Origin of the sequence: Kutzneria buriramensis (genome assembly GCF_003387475.1) — a bacterium.
GTDB lineage: Bacteria > Actinomycetota > Actinomycetes > Mycobacteriales > Pseudonocardiaceae > Kutzneria > Kutzneria buriramensis.
Genome location: NZ_QUNO01000021.1, coordinates 164,735 through 179,859 on the forward strand (window position 1 = coordinate 164,735; position 15,125 = coordinate 179,859).

At 71.2% G+C, this 15,125-nt stretch carries 14 protein-coding genes; 10 read left to right on the plus strand and 4 right to left on the minus strand.

Features of this window, described 5'->3' with window-relative positions:
* The first annotated feature begins 9 nt into the window (after positions 1 to 9).
* The 8 genes from BCF44_RS45320 to BCF44_RS45355 all read left to right on the plus strand — a co-directional run bounded on the left by BCF44_RS45320 (position 10) and on the right by BCF44_RS45355 (position 9,531).
* Positions 10 to 717 carry an alpha/beta fold hydrolase gene (locus BCF44_RS45320; protein ID WP_116180725.1) on the plus strand — a complete coding sequence of 236 codons (708 nt, stop codon included), beginning with the start codon at positions 10 to 12 and terminating at the stop codon, positions 715 to 717.
* Positions 714 to 1,976 carry an NAD(P)/FAD-dependent oxidoreductase gene (locus BCF44_RS45325; RefSeq protein ID WP_116180726.1) on the plus strand — a complete coding sequence of 421 codons (1,263 nt, stop codon included), beginning with the start codon at positions 714 to 716 and terminating at the stop codon, positions 1,974 to 1,976. Before BCF44_RS45320 ends, BCF44_RS45325 begins: the two co-directional genes overlap by 4 nt.
* Entirely contained in the window at positions 1,970 to 2,695 is a 726-nt protein-coding gene (locus BCF44_RS45330; protein WP_116180727.1) for a DUF1365 domain-containing protein, read from the plus strand. The genes BCF44_RS45325 and BCF44_RS45330 overlap by 7 nt, the downstream gene beginning before the upstream one ends.
* Positions 2,692 to 3,954 carry an SAM-dependent methyltransferase gene (locus BCF44_RS45335; protein WP_116180728.1) on the plus strand — a complete coding sequence of 421 codons (1,263 nt, stop codon included), beginning with the start codon at positions 2,692 to 2,694 and terminating at the stop codon, positions 3,952 to 3,954. The genes BCF44_RS45330 and BCF44_RS45335 overlap by 4 nt, the downstream gene beginning before the upstream one ends.
* Before the next feature lie 68 nt (positions 3,955 to 4,022).
* Complete coding sequence (locus BCF44_RS45340; protein WP_116180729.1) at positions 4,023 to 5,060, plus strand: carbohydrate kinase family protein; 1,038 nt, start codon at positions 4,023 to 4,025, stop codon at positions 5,058 to 5,060.
* Positions 5,061 to 5,271: 211 nt separating this feature from the next.
* Positions 5,272 to 6,234: a VWA domain-containing protein gene (locus BCF44_RS45345; RefSeq protein ID WP_116180730.1), complete on the plus strand. Its 963-nt coding sequence runs from the start codon at positions 5,272 to 5,274 to the stop codon at positions 6,232 to 6,234.
* Between the two features lie 62 nt (positions 6,235 to 6,296).
* Positions 6,297 to 7,238, plus strand: a complete 942-nt coding sequence (locus BCF44_RS45350; protein ID WP_246016192.1) for an LCP family protein — start codon at positions 6,297 to 6,299, stop codon at positions 7,236 to 7,238.
* Positions 7,239 to 7,248: 10 nt separating this feature from the next.
* Positions 7,249 to 9,531 carry a tetratricopeptide repeat protein gene (locus BCF44_RS45355; protein ID WP_116180732.1) on the plus strand — a complete coding sequence of 761 codons (2,283 nt, stop codon included), beginning with the start codon at positions 7,249 to 7,251 and terminating at the stop codon, positions 9,529 to 9,531.
* On the opposite strand, the gene BCF44_RS45360 is transcribed toward BCF44_RS45355, so the two are convergent.
* Positions 9,528 to 10,388 (minus strand): SDR family NAD(P)-dependent oxidoreductase, encoded by an 861-nt coding sequence (locus BCF44_RS45360; protein ID WP_116180733.1) that lies wholly within the window; start codon positions 10,386 to 10,388, stop codon positions 9,528 to 9,530. The genes BCF44_RS45355 and BCF44_RS45360 overlap by 4 nt on opposite strands.
* A gap of 71 nt (positions 10,389 to 10,459) precedes the next feature.
* Here BCF44_RS45360 and BCF44_RS45365 point away from each other — a divergent pair, with 71 nt between their 5' ends.
* Both BCF44_RS45365 and BCF44_RS45370 read left to right on the plus strand, forming a co-directional pair.
* Positions 10,460 to 11,362 (plus strand): LysR family transcriptional regulator, encoded by a 903-nt coding sequence (locus tag BCF44_RS45365; protein ID WP_116180734.1) that lies wholly within the window; start codon positions 10,460 to 10,462, stop codon positions 11,360 to 11,362.
* A 79-nt stretch (positions 11,363 to 11,441) separates the two neighbouring features.
* The gene (locus BCF44_RS45370) at positions 11,442 to 13,112 is read left to right on the plus strand and encodes a substrate-binding domain-containing protein (protein WP_116180735.1); all 1,671 of its coding nucleotides are present in this window, start codon (positions 11,442 to 11,444) and stop codon (positions 13,110 to 13,112) included.
* Here BCF44_RS45370 and BCF44_RS45375 read toward each other — a convergent pair.
* The 3 genes from BCF44_RS45375 to BCF44_RS57045 are packed head-to-tail and all read right to left on the minus strand — an operon-like array spanning position 13,109 to position 15,113.
* Complete coding sequence (locus tag BCF44_RS45375; protein WP_116180736.1) at positions 13,109 to 14,176, minus strand: DJ-1/PfpI family protein; 1,068 nt, start codon at positions 14,174 to 14,176, stop codon at positions 13,109 to 13,111. The genes BCF44_RS45370 and BCF44_RS45375 overlap by 4 nt on opposite strands.
* Before the next feature lie 14 nt (positions 14,177 to 14,190).
* Positions 14,191 to 14,937, minus strand: a complete 747-nt coding sequence (locus tag BCF44_RS45380; RefSeq protein WP_211353531.1) for a GlxA family transcriptional regulator — start codon at positions 14,935 to 14,937, stop codon at positions 14,191 to 14,193.
* Positions 14,934 to 15,113, minus strand: coding sequence for a type 1 glutamine amidotransferase family protein (locus BCF44_RS57045; protein WP_211353532.1), 180 nt, complete (start codon positions 15,111 to 15,113; stop codon positions 14,934 to 14,936). The genes BCF44_RS45380 and BCF44_RS57045 overlap by 4 nt, the downstream gene beginning before the upstream one ends.
* Between the last annotated feature and the right edge of the window lie 12 nt (positions 15,114 to 15,125).

The following is a 15,125-nucleotide window of genomic DNA, read 5'->3' on the forward strand; positions in this document are numbered from 1 at the left end:
CGCCGGGGCATGCCCAGCTCAGTCGCCCCCGGCCTGCGGGAACGGGGTGGAGATCGGCGGCCCACCGGCGTGGCGCTGCTGCTGCACGGAGGCCGGTCCCGCAGCCACGAGCCGGCGCGGACCTCGCAGCTCACGTACCTGCGGATGGCGCCGTTCGCCCGCGACCTGGCCCGGCACGGCCGCGCCCACGGCCTGCTGGTGGCCCAGCTCAGCTACCGGTTTCGTGGCTGGAACGGCGGCGATCCCGTGGCCGACACGCGGTGGGCGCTGGACCGACTCCGCCGGCACGACGTGCCGGTGGTGCTGGTCGGGCACTCGATGGGCGGCCGCGCGGCCTTGCACGCCGCCGACGACCCGTCCGTGCTGGGCGTGTGCGCGCTGGCCCCGTGGACGGAGCCGGGGGAGCCGGTCGCGCAACTGGCCGGCAGGTCGCTGCTGATCGCGCACGGCGACCGGGAGCGCTGGACCGACCCGCGGCTGTCGTACGACTATGCGGTCCGCGCCAAGGCCGTCACCGACGACGTCTGCCGCTTCGACGTGCTCGGCGACGGGCACGCGATGCTCCGTCGCGCCCGCGAGTGGACGAGATTGGTCCGAAGTTTCGTGTTCGGACGCCTGAACTACGAACCGATGGCCCCGTGGATCGCGAACGCTGTCCGTGAGCCGTCGCCGCGGGGCCTGCGGGTGCCGCTGAGCCTGGAAGGGGCCGCCGGATGAGCCGGGCGAAGGTTGCCGTGATCGGGGCGGGCGTGTCCGGCCTGACCGCCGCCTACCTACTACAACGCCGCTACGACGTGACCCTGTTCGAGGCCGACGCGCGGCTGGGTGGCCACGCCCACACGCACGACCTTGCCACCCCGGACGGCGGCTACGTCGCCGTGGACAGCGGTTTCATCGTGCACAACGAGCACACCTACCCGAACCTGCTGCGGCTGTTCCGTGAGCTGGGCGTCGCCACGCAGGACTCGGAGATGTCGATGAGCGTCCGCTGCGACGGCTGCGGCCTCGAGTACGCCGGCGCGCGCCGGCTGCCGGGGCTGCTCGCCCAGCGGGCCAACGCGGTGCGCGGCCGGTATCTGCGGATGCTCGGCGAGGTCGTGCGGTTCCACCGGCACGCGCGGCGGGTGATGGCCGACGAGCGCGCCGGCGACGTGACGCTGGGAGCGTTCCTCGCGATCGGCGGCTATTCGACGTACTTCGTGCAGCACTTCATGGTTCCGGTGGTGTCGGCGGTCTGGTCGGCGGGGGAGTCGCTGTCGCCGAGCTACCCGGCGCGCTACCTGTTCGCGTTCCTCGCCAACCACGGCATGCTGTCGGTCGGCGGGTCGCCGCAGTGGAAGACCGTCGTCGGCGGGTCGCGCCGCTACGTGGAGCGCGCCGCGAAAGGCCTGTCGGCGGTGGAGATCTCCACGCCGATCCGGTCGCTGTCGCGGACGGCCGGCGGCGTCGCCGTCCGGGACGACGCCGACCAGCTGCACGAGTTCGACCGGGTCGTGGTGGCCACCCATCCCGACCAGGCGCTGCGGCTGCTGGCGGCGCCCAGTTCCGCGGAGCGGGAGGTGCTCGGGGCGTTCGAGTACTCCCGCAACGAGACCTGGCTGCACAGCGATCCGTCGGTGCTGCCGGTGAGCGCCCGCGCGCGGGCGTCGTGGAACTACCTCAAGACCACCTGTCACGACGGCGGCGGGCCGGTGCTCGTCAGCTACGACATGAACCGCCTGATGCGGTTGGACACCCCGGTGGGGTATGTCGTGACGTTGAACGCGACCGACCGGGTGGCGCCGGACTCGGTGGTCGCGAAGATGGTGTACGAGCACCCGATCTACACGCCGGCGGCGCTGGCCGCGCAGCGCCGCCTGGGGGAGTTGAACGACGGAACCGTTGCGTACGCGGGGGCTTACCACGGTTGGGGGTTCCATGAGGACGGTTGCGCCGCCGGGGTGCGCGCCGCCGAGTCTCTGGGCGTCACGTGGTAGCGGCGGCGTTGTACGACGCGGAGGTCGCGCACTCGCGGCGTGAACGCGTCGACCACGCGTTCAAGCACCGGGTTTTCCTGTGGCTGGTCGACCTCGACGAGCTGCCGACGCTGCCCCGCTGGCTGCGGCCGTTCGCGCGGTTCGAGGCCCGTGACCATCTGGGAGTGCCGTCTCGCACCATTCGTCAGAATCTGGACGCGTTCCTGGCTTTCCACGGCGTCGACCTGCACGGTGGGCGGGTGCTCATGCTGGCCAACGCGCGGTCGCTGGGCCACGTGTTCAATCCGCTGACGGTGTACTGGTGCCATCGGGGAACCGAGCTCGCCTGTGTCGTCGCGGAGGTGCACAACACGTACGGGGAAAGGCACTGCTACCTGCTCTTTCCCGACGAGGCCGGGCGGGCCCGCACCGACAAGGTGTTCTACGTGTCGCCGTTCCTGACGGTCGGCGGCGAGTACCTTATGCGCTTCGGCGAACCCGGGCCGAAGCTGTCCGTCACCATCGCGCTGCGCCAGGGCGAGAGCACGCCGCTCACCGCGACGCTGCGCGGCCGCCGGCTGCCGGCCACCCCCTCCACGCTCGTCGGGCTGCTGCTGCGGCGGCCGCTGACCACGCACCGGGTGTCCGCGCTGATCCGCCGGCACGGCATCGGCCTCTGGCTGCGCCGGATCCCGATCGTCCCCCGTACCCCGCACAAGGCCCAGGAGACAGTCCAATGAGCGAGACCACCCCCGGCACGGCGATCGGCCGGTCCCGCCACGCGGTTCCGTTCCCCAGCAAGGGAATCTGGCCCGGGCTGGCGACCGTGCCGCGGTCCCCGCTGCGCGCGGCCGTCGCGGAACGGCTGTTCCGGCACGCGGTGCGCACCATCCCCGTGCGCGTCGAGCTCCCGTGCGGGCGCGTGCTCGGCTGTGGCGGGCCGGACGCGCCGGTGATGCGACTGCACCGGCCCGCGCACTTCTTCCACCGGCTCGGCGCCGACGCCAAGATCGGCTTCGGCGAGGCGTACATGGTGGGCGACTGGACCAGTCCCGACGTGGCGGATGTGCTCACCCCGTTCGCCGCGCGGATGGCGACGCTGGTGCCGCGGCCGATGCAGACCCTGCGGCGGGTCGCCGAGCGCACCCAGCCGTCGGCCGAGGAGAACGACCTCGCCGGCGCCCGGGAGAACATCCACCGGCACTACGACCTGTCCAACGACCTGTTCTCGACCTTCCTCGACGAGACGATGACGTACTCCTCGGCCTGGTTCGCCGACCCCGAACAGGACCTGGTGGACGCCCAGCTCCGCAAGATCGACGGCGTGCTGGACCTCGCCGGCGTCGGACCGGAGACGCACGTGCTGGAGATCGGCACCGGCTGGGGCGCGCTGGCGATCCGGGCCGCGCTGCGCGGCGCCCGCGTGACCACGCTGACGCTGTCCGCCGAGCAGAAGAACCTCGCCGAGCGGCGGATCCAGGCCGCCGGCGTGGCCGACCGCGTGCAGGTCGTGCTGCGCGATTACCGTGAGGCACACGGCAGTTACGACGCGGTGGTGTCCGTCGAGATGATCGAGGCCGTCGGGAAGGGCTACTGGCCCACCTACTTCGCCACCCTGGACCGGCTGGTGCGGACCGGCGGGCGGATCGGGCTCCAGGCCATCACCATGCCGCACGACCGGATGCTGGCCACCGCGAACGCGTACACGTGGATCCACAAGTACGTGTTCCCCGGCGGGCTCATCCCGTCCGTGGAGGCCATCGAGGACGCCGTCGCCCAGCACACCGGCCTGCGGGTGCTGCACGACCGGGCGTTCGGCCAGGACTACGCCCAGACGCTGCGGCTGTGGCGGCGGCGCTTCCTGGACCGCTGGCAGGAGGTCGCCGCGCTCGGCTTCGACGAGACGTTCCGCCGGATGTGGGAGTTCTACCTGGCCTACTCCGAGGCCGGGTTCCGGGCCGGCTACCTGGACGTGCACCAGTTCTGCCTGGCCAAGTGAGCAGCGATCACCCGCCCGCGCGGCCGATGATCCTGGTCGGCGCGGCGGTCCCGCCCTAAGGTGCCAGGGTGGAAACAGAGCAGGTCCCGGCGTTCGACGTGCTGCTGTCCGGCACGGTGTTCCTGGACATCATCTTCACCGGCCTGGCGCACCAGCCGGCGGCCGGCACCGAGGTGTGGTCGACAGGGCTGGGCTCCAGCCCCGGCGGCATCGCCAACCTCGCCGTCGCGCTGAGCCGGCTCCAGCTGCGCACCGCGCTGGCCGCCGCGTTCGGCGAGGACCTGTACGGGGACTTCTGCTGGGACGTGCTGGCCAACCAGGAGAACGTCGACCTGACCTACAGCCGGCGGTTCTACGGCTGGCACTCGCCGCTGACCGTGTCGATGGCCGTCGACCGGGACCGCAGCATGGTCACACATGGTCACCCCTCGCCGGTGGCGTCCGATGAGCTGCTCAATCCGCCGCCGTCGACCCGTGCCGCGTACGTGCACGTCGACCTGCAGGAAGAGCAGTGGGTCACGGCCGTGAAGAAGCAGGGGGCGCTGCTGTTCGCCGACGTGGGGTGGGACCCGACCGAGCAGTGGGCCCCTTCCATGCTGCGGAAGCTCGACGGCTACGACGTGTTCCTGCCCAACTCGGTCGAGGCGATGCGCTACACCCGTGAGGACACCCCGGAGGCGGCCGCGCGGAAGCTGTCCGAACTGGTGCCGGTGGTGGTCGTGACGCGGGGCGGGAACGGGGCGTATGCGGTGGACGCCGAGCACGGGGTCACTGTGGACGTCGGCGGTCTGAACATGGCGGCCCTCGATCCGACCGGCGCCGGTGACGTCTTCGGCGCGGGCTTCGTGTTCGCGACTCTCGCCGGCTGGCCGCTGGCCGACCGGGTCAACTTCGCCAACCTCTGCGCGGCGCTGTCCGTACAGCACTTCGGGGGATCCCTGTCGGCGCCCGGCTGGTACGACATCGCCAGCTGGTGGCGCTACCTGGGCCGGCGGGACGCCGAGGAGCTGCACGCCTACGAGTTCCTCAACCACGTCCTCCCCACCGACCCCGCCGCCATGGTCCGCCGTGCCAGCCCCACCATCGGCCTCCGCGGCCTCAGCTGACCCCCGCGAGTCCGACCCCCGCGAGTCGCGCTCCCAGGCACACCGAATGCACGTCTCAGGCACACCCCCGCGAGTCCCGCTCACCGTCGTACCGCATGTCGGTTTCGTGCAGAATTGAGCCTTGGGTCTCTGATCTGCCGGAAACCGACATTCGGTGTGTCCGTGAGCGCGACTCGCGGGGGTTTTACCTGGGGTGCGGTTGACTGGGGGCGTGGGGATTGACGGGTTCGCGTCGCCGGTGTGGTTCGCGCTGCTGCTCGGCGTGGGGGCGGTGTTCGGCGCGTACTTCTGGGTGTCGCGACGCCGCCGCCGGCACGTGGTGCGGTTCGCCAACATGGCGGTGCTGGACAAGGTCGCGCCGCGCAAGCCCAGCCGCTGGAGGGCCGTCCCGCCGATCCTGTTCCTGATCGCCTTCGTCGCCCTGACGGCCGCGCTCGCCGGCCCGATGGCCGAGGCTAAGGTGCCCCGCAACCGGGCCACCGTGATGCTGGTGATCGACGTCTCGCCGTCGATGGACGCCACGGACATCCAGCCGTCCCGGATCAAGGCGGCGCAGATCGCGGCGAAGTCCTTCGTGGAGAAGATGACCGGCGGCGTCAACCTCGGCCTGGTCACGTACGGCGGCTCGGCGACGGTCGACGTCAGCCCCACCACCGCCCGCAAGCCGGTGACGGACGCGATCGACAACATCACGCTCCAGCCGGCCACCGCCACCGGCGAGGCGATCGCCGCCGCGCTCCAGTCGATCCAGCAGTTCGAACGCGGCCTCGGCGGCCCGGCCGGCGCGCCGCCGGCGCAGATCGTGCTGATGTCCGACGGCAAGCAGACCGCCGGCCGGGACGAGTTCGCGATGGCCAAGGAGGCCAAGGACGCGAAGATCCCGATCAACACGATCTCCTACGGCACCAGCGACGGCGTGGTGATGCTCCAGAACCAGGAGGTGCCGGTGCCGGTCGACGACGACTCGCTGCACCAGCTCGCCGACATCTCCGGCGGCCAGTTCTTCAAGGCCGACACCAGCGACAAGCTGAACCAGATCTACGCCTCGCTCGGCCAGCAGATCGGCTACGAGACGCAGGAGACCGACGTCAGCAAGCCGTTCGTGGCCCTGGGCGCGGTGCTCACCGTGCTCGGCGCGGCCGGCGCGCTCGTGCTGTCCCAGCGCGTTCCGTAGCAACCAGCGGGATGGGCCGAACGTCCCTATTGTGGAATGCTCGGTCGACCTGGAGGTGGTCTGTGCGCATCGGGCGCGTCATCGGGATCGTGTTCGTGGTCCTGATCCTGCTCGTGGTGGGTCTGTTCGTGTACGCGGATTTCTCGCTGAAGCGAACCGACGCCCTGCAGGACTACTCGGGCCGGCCCGCCGCCGGCTCGGGCACGAACTGGCTGATGGTGGGCTCGGACAGCCGCGACGGCCTCACCGACGAGCAGAAGCAGCAGCTGGCCACCGGCGACGACAGCGGTTCCCGCACCGACACCATCCTGTTGCTGCACGTGCCCGGCAGCGGCAAGCCGACCCTGGTCAGCCTGCTTCGTGACTCCTATGTGGACATTCCCGGGCACGGCAAGAACAAGCTCAACGCCGCCTTCGCCTTCGGCGGCGCGCCGCTGCTCCAGCAGACGGTGGAGGGCGCGACCGGCCTGCACATCGACCACTACATGGAGATCGGCTTCGCCGGCTTCGCGGGCGTGGTGGACGACATCGGCGGGGTCAACATGTGCATCGACACGCCGATGGTGGATCCCAAGGCCGGCCTGAACCTCCAGCCGGGCTGCCAGGACCTCACCGGCGCGCAGGCGCTCGGCTACGTCCGCACCCGCGCCACCCCGCGCGCCGACCTGGACCGCGTGGTGCACCAGCGGCAGTTCCTGTCCGCGGTGGTCAGCAAGGTGACCAGCCCCGGCGTGATGTTCAACCCGTTCAAGATCATCCCGCTGATGTCGAGCGTGCCCGCGGCGCTGACCGTCAACAACGGCGACCACGTCTGGCACCTCGCCAGCCTCGCGTTCACGCTGGCCAGCAAGGATCTCGTCACCACCACGGTGCCCATCGCCGGCACGCCGACCATCGCCGGCGCCGGCTCCGTCGTGCTGTGGGACAAGGACAAGGCCGGACGGCTGTTCAACGCCCTGCGCACCGACGCCGAAGTGCCCCCGGACGTGCTCACCGGCCACTAGGCTCGACCGGGTGTCGTCCGAGCGCCCGTTGTCCTTGCAGGACCTGATCCGCAGCCGCCAGGCCGGCGTCTTCGTCGGCCGGGAGCGGCAGCTGGCGCAGTTCTCGGAGAACCTGCGGCTGCCGGTGACGGATCCCCGCCGCCGGTTCCTGTTCAGCGTGCACGGCGCCGCCGGCATCGGGAAGTCCTTCCTGGTACGGCAGTTCCGGCGGATCGCCGCGGATCATGGCTTCGCCACCGGCCAGGTCGACGAGTCCGCCTACGACGTGCCCGGCGCCCTGGCCGCGCTCGCCGCGGATCTGGGCCCGTGCAAGGAGTTCGGCAAGCGGCTCGCCGCCTACCGCCAGCACCGCCAGGACCTCGACTCGGATCCGACCGCGCCCGAGGGCCTGTCGTCGCTGCTCACCCGCTCCACCGTCCGCGCCGGCCTGGCCGCCGCCGGCGAGGTCCCCGTGGTCGGCGCGTTCACCAAGGCCATCGACGCCAAGTCCACGGCCGAGGACGTCGACAAGCTGCGGGTCTTCCTGTCTCGCAAGCTCCGCAGCCGAGACGACGTCGAGCTGATGCTGTCCCCGGCCCGCGTCCTCACGCCGGCGCTGGTCAGCGACCTCAACGCCCTCAAGCAGCCGCCGGTCCTGTTCTTCGACACGTACGAACGCACCTCGCCCTTCCTGGACCAGTGGCTCCGCGACCTCCTGGCCGGCGAGTACGGCGCCCTGCGGCCCGACGTCGTGTTCGTGCTGGCCGGCCAGCGCCCCCTGGACCTGAACCTGTGGGGCGACTACCTCAGCATCCGCGCGGACCTCCCGCTGGACGTCTTCACCGAGCAGGAGGCGGGCAGCTTCCTCGCCGCCCGCGGCGTCACGGATCCCCGGGTCGCGGAGGTCGTTCTCGGCCTGTCCGGCCGGCTGCCGGTGCTGGTCGCGATGCTGGCGGAAGCCCAGCCGACCAGCGTCGACGAGGTCGGCGATCCCAGTGGCAGTGCCGTGGAACGGTTCCTCAAGTGGGAGCCCGATCCCCGACGCCGAAATGCCGCGCTGCTGGGCGCGCTGCCGCGCAGGTTCTCCGCCGAGGTGTTCGCGGTCGCCGCCGGCTCCGACGAACATCTGCCCTGGTTGCTCCAGCAGCCGTTCGTGACCGAACAGTCCGACGGCTTCCAGTACCACGACGTCGTGCGCTCCCAGATGCTCCGTGCCCTGCAACGCCGATCACCCGCCGAGTGGCGCGCACGCCACCACGCCCTGGCCGAACACCACGGCGCGGCCACCTTGGAGCGGGCATACCACCGCCTCTGCGCCGATCGGGCCGCCGCGCTGCCGGAAGCGTTGCAGGGCTTGGTCCTGGCCTTCTCGGTACGGCGATCCCTGGCGCCGTCGTGGGCCCGGATGATCGTCCAGGCCGGTCGCGAGACCGACACCGCTGAGGTCGTGCAACGCGGCAGCGAACTGGTCGACGCCGACTACACAGTCATGATCGGCCTGCTCGTCGACGACCGATCCCTGCCCGCTGCGACCCGCGCGCTCGCCCATGCCGAACGGGGCGTCCTGCTCCGCGCGGCACGCGTCTTCGACGCCGCCCTCGCCGACTTCGAGGCAGCGGTTTCATTGGCTCCCGACGAACTTCGCTACGTCGCCGAGCGCGGCGAGACGCTCCGGAGAATGGGCCACCCCGCCGACGCCATCCCTGACCTCGACCGCGTCCTTACCGAAGAACCGAACAACGATTGGGCGCTCGGCTGCCGCGGAGCCGCCCATCATGCACTCGGCGACCTCGACAGGTCCCTCGCCGATCTCGTCAAAGCGATCGAACTACGGCCCAAATACACCTGGGCCCTGGGTACCCGCGCTGAGACGCTGCGCCAGATGGAGCGGCTCCCCGAAGCCCTGGCCGATGCCGACCTCGCCATCGAACTGGAGCCCGACTACGCGTACGGCCTGCTGTGCCGGGGCAGCATCCTCGCGTCCATGGGCGAGCTGGATCGTGCCGCCGCCGATCTCGAGCGGGCTGCCGAGCTCGGGTATCGCCCTGGCCACGCACGCTACCTGCTGGCGTTGATCAGCTTCAGGCGCGGGCAAGACCACGTGGCGATGGTCGAGTCCGTTCTGGCCGATGTCTCGGGCCGCTCGGATCGCGGGCTGTGCCTGCTGGTGCTCGGTCGCGAGGACGACGCCATCGCCGAGATCCGGTTGGCCCTGACCGCAGGCTTTCCCCCCAAGCTGCTGGCCGCCGATCTCCGGCAACTTCGCGCGATCATCGGTCTGGACGTCGACCCCGCGCTCGCGCTGCTGGACTAGCTGGCCGCCGCTTCGGTCCTGGGGATCGGGGTGTGGCCGTGCCAGTCCAGAACCTCCCCGTCACGGACCAGTTCCCCGTACATCTCCGGCTTCATCGGCGACGCCAGGATGAAGTCGAGCAGGTCCCGGGCCGCCTGCTCCGGCGACTTGGCCCGGCTGAAGTCGGTGAACCAGGGGCGCGACGTGGCGGTGTCCACCAACCCCGGGCAGACTGCCGCGATCAGGCGGTCCGCGGCCAGGTCCTCGGCACGACGCTCCCGCGCGACGGCCCGCACCGCCGCGACCTGGGCGACCTTGGACGGGACGTTGAGCCACGCGGGCCAGCCGAGGGACTGGTCCATGCCGGCGTGGATGGCGGCGAGCCACTCCGCGACGACGGTCTCGACCTCGGCCAGGGAGGCGTCCTCGAACAGGTGGTGCAGCTGGGAACCCAGGTTCCCCAGCGCGCCGAGGGAGCTGGCGACGATGATCAGCCGGCCGCCGGGGCGCATGATCGGGGCGAAGGACCGCAGCACGGCGTGGGTGGCGCCGTTGGCGACGGCGAGGAACTCGTCGGCCTGGTCCGCCTGGGAGCGGTCGGGGGTGAGTCGCATGGTGGCGTTGGAGATCATGACGTCGACCGCGCCCAGGGACTCCGCGAGCGAGGCGATGGCGGCGGCGTCGCTGACGTCGAGGACCCGACCCTCGACCCGGGCCACGCCGCTGATCGACGACACGGCCGCCGACACCCGATCGGGGTCCCGGCCGGTGAGCAGCACAAGATCGCCAGCGGTCCAGCGGAGAGCGATTTCCGACACGAGAGCGCGACCGATGCCCTGATTGGCCCCGGTCACCAGCGCGATGCGTCCAGCAGTCATGACACCAACGCTAGGAACCGCCGGGCCATGAGTCCAACGAAAGTATGGCAACCATGGTATGCGTAAACGTCATGGAGTTCACGCTGACGGGCCTGCGGGTCGTACGGGCGGTGGCCGAGTGCGGCACGTTCAGTGCCGCGGCGGAGTCGTTGGGCTACACGCAATCGGCGGTGTCCCGGCAGATCGCGGCGGTGGAGAAGGCCGCGGGCGCGGCGGTGTTCGAGCGCAAGCGCGAAGGCGCGGCGCCGACGGCGCAGGGCAGGGTGATCCTCAGGCACGCGGCACGAGTCCTCGACGAGATGGACGCGGTGGAACGCGAACTCCGCGGCCTGCCAACGGAAACGGGCCACGTGCGGCTGGGGGTGATCCCCAGCGCAGGTGCCGTCACGGTTCCCCGGGCGCTGACGATCCTGCGCCGCACCTATCCGGGCATCACCGTCACCACCCGCGAGGGTTCGACGCCGGCGCTGACCCGATCGCTGCGGGCCGGCACGATCGACCTGGCGCTGCTCGCGGCGGTGCCGCCGTTCCGCGCGCCCGACACGGAGAAGCCCGCGCTGGTGGTGGAAACCCTGATCGAGCGGCCGCTCCGGGTGGCGGTTCCCGTCACCGATCCGTTGGCCGACAACGACTCCGTCGACATCAAGGAGCTCGCCGGCCGGCGCTGGATCGCCAGCCGCAGCTCGGGCGACGAGCCGCTGCTGGGCGTCTGGCCGGGCCTGCCGGAACGGCCGGAGATCGCCCACCTGACCCGGGACTGGCTGGCGAAGTTGCAGTTGGTGGCGGCGGGCTTCGGCTTCACGACGGTGCCGGCGTCGATGGCCGAGGCGGTGCCGGTCGGTGTCCGCCTTCTGACGGTCCGTGGCGGCCCGGCGGAACTGCGCCGCCTTACCGTCGCCCACCTGCCGAAACACCGCACGGAGCCGGTCACCCGAGTGCTGGAGGCGCTGCGCGCGGCCACTCGGCAGTCGTGAGACACGCCGTCCGGCGGTGTCGATCGGCCCCGAACCGTCGAAGAATCCTGGGGACGTCCTCCGGAGGTGGTTCGCAGCCATGCGCCCGCATCGGCACGCACGGGCACCACGGCGCAGGCTGCTTCACTTCCTGCTGCCGGTTGTCGTCGCGCTCCTCGCGGTCGGCGCGGTCGTCGCCGGCACTCTGACCAACGCCGCGCACACCTGTGGGGGAGAGCTGCCGCTGCGCGTCACGGTGACGCCGGCGATCGACCAGATCGTGCAGCAGACGGCGGACGCCTTCGAGCGGGACCGCGCCTCGGTGAACGGCGTGTGCATCAAGGTCACGGTCGTCTCGGAGCAGGCCGCGGACGTGGTGGCGGAGCTGCCGACCAAGCCGATCGACCCGCCGGCGCTGTGGATCCCGGACTCCTCGCTGTGGGCGTCGACGGCCGGCCAGAAGGACTCCGGGGTGCCGGGCGTGACGCCGAAGGTCGCCGTGCACGGCTCGCTGGCGTCCTCGCCGCTGGTGGTGGTCGGCGGTCGCGACGAGGTGGCGAAGCTGGACTGGCCGCAGTCGAGCGTCAGCTGGCAGCGGCTGGTCGATCCGGGCGTGCCCGTGGACATCGCGGATCCGTTGACCAACACCGAGGGCATCGCCACGCTCGGCCTCGCCGAGGGCATGGCGCCGGCGCAGGACGGCGCCCCGCCGCCGCAGCTGATCGCGGCCCTGCTCCGCCTGCGCGACTCGACGCAGCAGAGCATCGACGCCTGCTACCAGCTGATGGCGAAGAACCCGGCGACCGCGCCGCTGTTCACCGCCACCGAGCAGTCGGTGATCGCGCACAACAGCAGCTCGGCGGTGCCGGCCACGGCGCTGTACCCGAGCGAGGGTTCCGTGCTCTTCGACTACCCGGTGGTGCGGGTGACCTCCGGCACGGAGGTGTCCGGCACGGCCGCCGCGGCGGACGAGTTCGAGCGCCGGCTGCGGTCGGACGAGACGGCGAAGTGGCTGAGCGACGCCGGTTTCCGCGAGCCGGGCGGCCGCGCGGCGTGGCCGATGCAGCAAGGTGTCCGGATCGACACGCCGAACCGGCTGCCCTCGCCCACGACGGCGCAGGTGGCGACGGTGCTGCGCGCGTGGGACGTGATCCACCTGGACGGCCGGACGCTGGCCGTGATCGACACGTCCGGCTCGATGAACGACCCGATGCCGGACGGCCAGAAACGCGTCGAGGTGGCCCGGGACGGCGCGCTGGCCGGCATGGCGCTGATGCCCGACAGCACGTCTGTCGGCCTGTGGACGTTCTCCGACCAGTGGCACGAGCTCGTGCCACTGGGGCCGCTGGGCGGCAAGAGCGCCGGGGCGTCGCAGCGGCAGGCGTTGCAGCAGGCGGCGGCCTCGCTGCCGAGCCTGGTCGGCGGCAGCACCGCCTTGTACGACACGGTGTTGCAGGCGTACCAGGCGCTGCGCGACGGCTTCGACGCGTCCAAGGTCAACTCGCTGGTGCTGATCACCGACGGCCGCAACGAGATCAACGGCGGCACCGACCTGGACACCATGCTGGCCCGGCTGCACGCCGAGGTGGACGCGACCAAGCCGGTCCAGATCATCGGCATCGGACTCGGCCCGGACGCCGACATCGGCGTGCTCCAGCAGCTGGCCGGCGCCACCGGCGGCAAGGCGTACCAGGCGCTGAACGGGGCCGACTTCCGCAGCGTCCTGTTCGACGCGCTGAGCCGCCGCCCCTGCGTCACCTCCAACTGCTAGCACATCGGGTACTCCATGAACTTGGCTGCGACTCGCGCGATGGTCGTGCCCTGCAACGCCGCGAGCTGCGACAACGCCCCGTCGTAGCCGTGCGGCAGGTCCAGCGTTCTGTCCACAGTGGAGTTGGCGATGACGAGAACCAGGCCGTGTCTCGTTGTCACGGTGGGATGCGGGCCGAGTGGGATCAGGCGGGCGGCGAAGGACGCCCCGCCGTAGGTCTCGAACGCGGCGGCGACGTCGATCTCGTCCGCCCGGTCGGCGAGTCGGATGCCCCAGGTCGGTTGGAACCAGGGGAAAGCGACGTTCCAGGCGTAGGGCAGATCGTCGAACGACATCTGTCGCACCGGGATCGCCGTCGAACCGTGCAGCGACCAGCCCGGGTAGTTGATCATCGCGCCGACCCGGGAAGCCTCCTCGTCGCCGGCGAGCTGCGCCAGCACATGCAGCGCGCCGGCGATACCGGACGTCACGCCGGCGGTCGTCGTGATCAGGCCCCGGGCCACGTACCGCTGGCCGCTCACCCAGTGCACGGCCGGATAGGCGTCGGCGAATCCGCCGATGTCCGACCAGAAAGTCGTCGCCGACAGGCCGTCGAGCAGGCCGGTCTTGGCCAGCAGTTCGGCGCCCGCGCACACGCCGAGGATGTGCGCCCCGCGGGCCGCCTGCCGCTTGATCCAGTCCCGCAGCGGCTGCTCGTCGGTGTCCACAACCGCCGGCACCACAACGACATCCGGTGTCAACGCCTCGTCGAAGGTGTGGTCCGGGATCGCGTGCAGGCCGCCGGACAGTGCCACCGGATCACGGCGCGAGGATACCGTGTAGGCGAAGAACCTGGGAGAGGAGGCGAAGACGTCGAACGGTGCCAAGGCATCGCTCGTGACGGATCCCTGCGATCCCAGCGCGACCGCCACGGTCAACCGTCCACTGGGGATCGTCCTAAGTGGCGGAATGGGGGCGCTCGAGGAGGAGAAGCTGCGGCCCATCGACACGGCCACGCCGGCGAAGCCGAGCCCGACGAGCAGGCCGATTCCGAGCACGACGAAGAGAGCTCTGCGCAAGAGCATGGGGGAACTCCCGGTCAGCGGTGGGCGGAGGGCGGAGCGCCGTGCGTGGTGGCGAACAGCCGGCGCAGGTGGCGGGCATCGTGGAACCCGCAGCGGGCGGCGATCGCCTCGACCGTGAGATCCGTGCCGGACAACAACGTCCGGGCCAATTCCACCCGCAACTGCTGCCGGTACTTCAACGGCGTGATGCCGATGGTCGTCACGAAGGCTCGGCTCAGGCCGCGCGGCGACAGGTGCGCGACCCCGGCGAGGTCGGTCAGCGTCAACGGATCGGCGAGGTGCTGGGCGACGTGATCCTGGACGCGATGTACCGCCGAGTTCAGGTGATCGCGGTGCGCCAGGAACGCGCTGACCTGCTCGGACGTGCCGCTGCGCCGCAGGTACACCACCAGCTGCCGGGCGACCGCGGCGGTCAGCTCCGGCCCCTGGTCGCGTTCCACCAGCGACAACGCGAGGTCGATGCCGGCCGAGATGCCGGCGCTGGTGCTGATCGGCCCGTCGTGGACGTACAGCACCGCGTCCTGCACCCGCGCCGCCGGATACCGGGCCCGCATCGGCTCCAGCAGCTCCCAGTGCGTCGTGCAGCGGCGGCCGTCCAGCAGCCCGGCCTCACCAAGCGCAGCCGCGCCGCTACACACGGCGGCGATCCGTGTGCCGGCCGCGAGCGCCCGCCGGAGCCAGTCGATCACCGCCGCCGACACCTGCGGCGGCCCTGTCAACCGAGGTCCCGGCACCAGGATCAGGTCGTCGGGGCCGGTCACGGGCAGCGGCTCGAGCCCGCCAGCAGCAGCCCCTGCGCCGACGACCGCTCTGGCGCGTCGGCGACGTACCGGATGCGGTAGTCCGCGCCGAGGTGCGCGGCGGCGTCGAACACCTGCACGGGACCGCCGAGGTCCAGCAGGTTGACGTATCGAAGCACCAGGACGAGCACTCGCATGGCATGACGCTA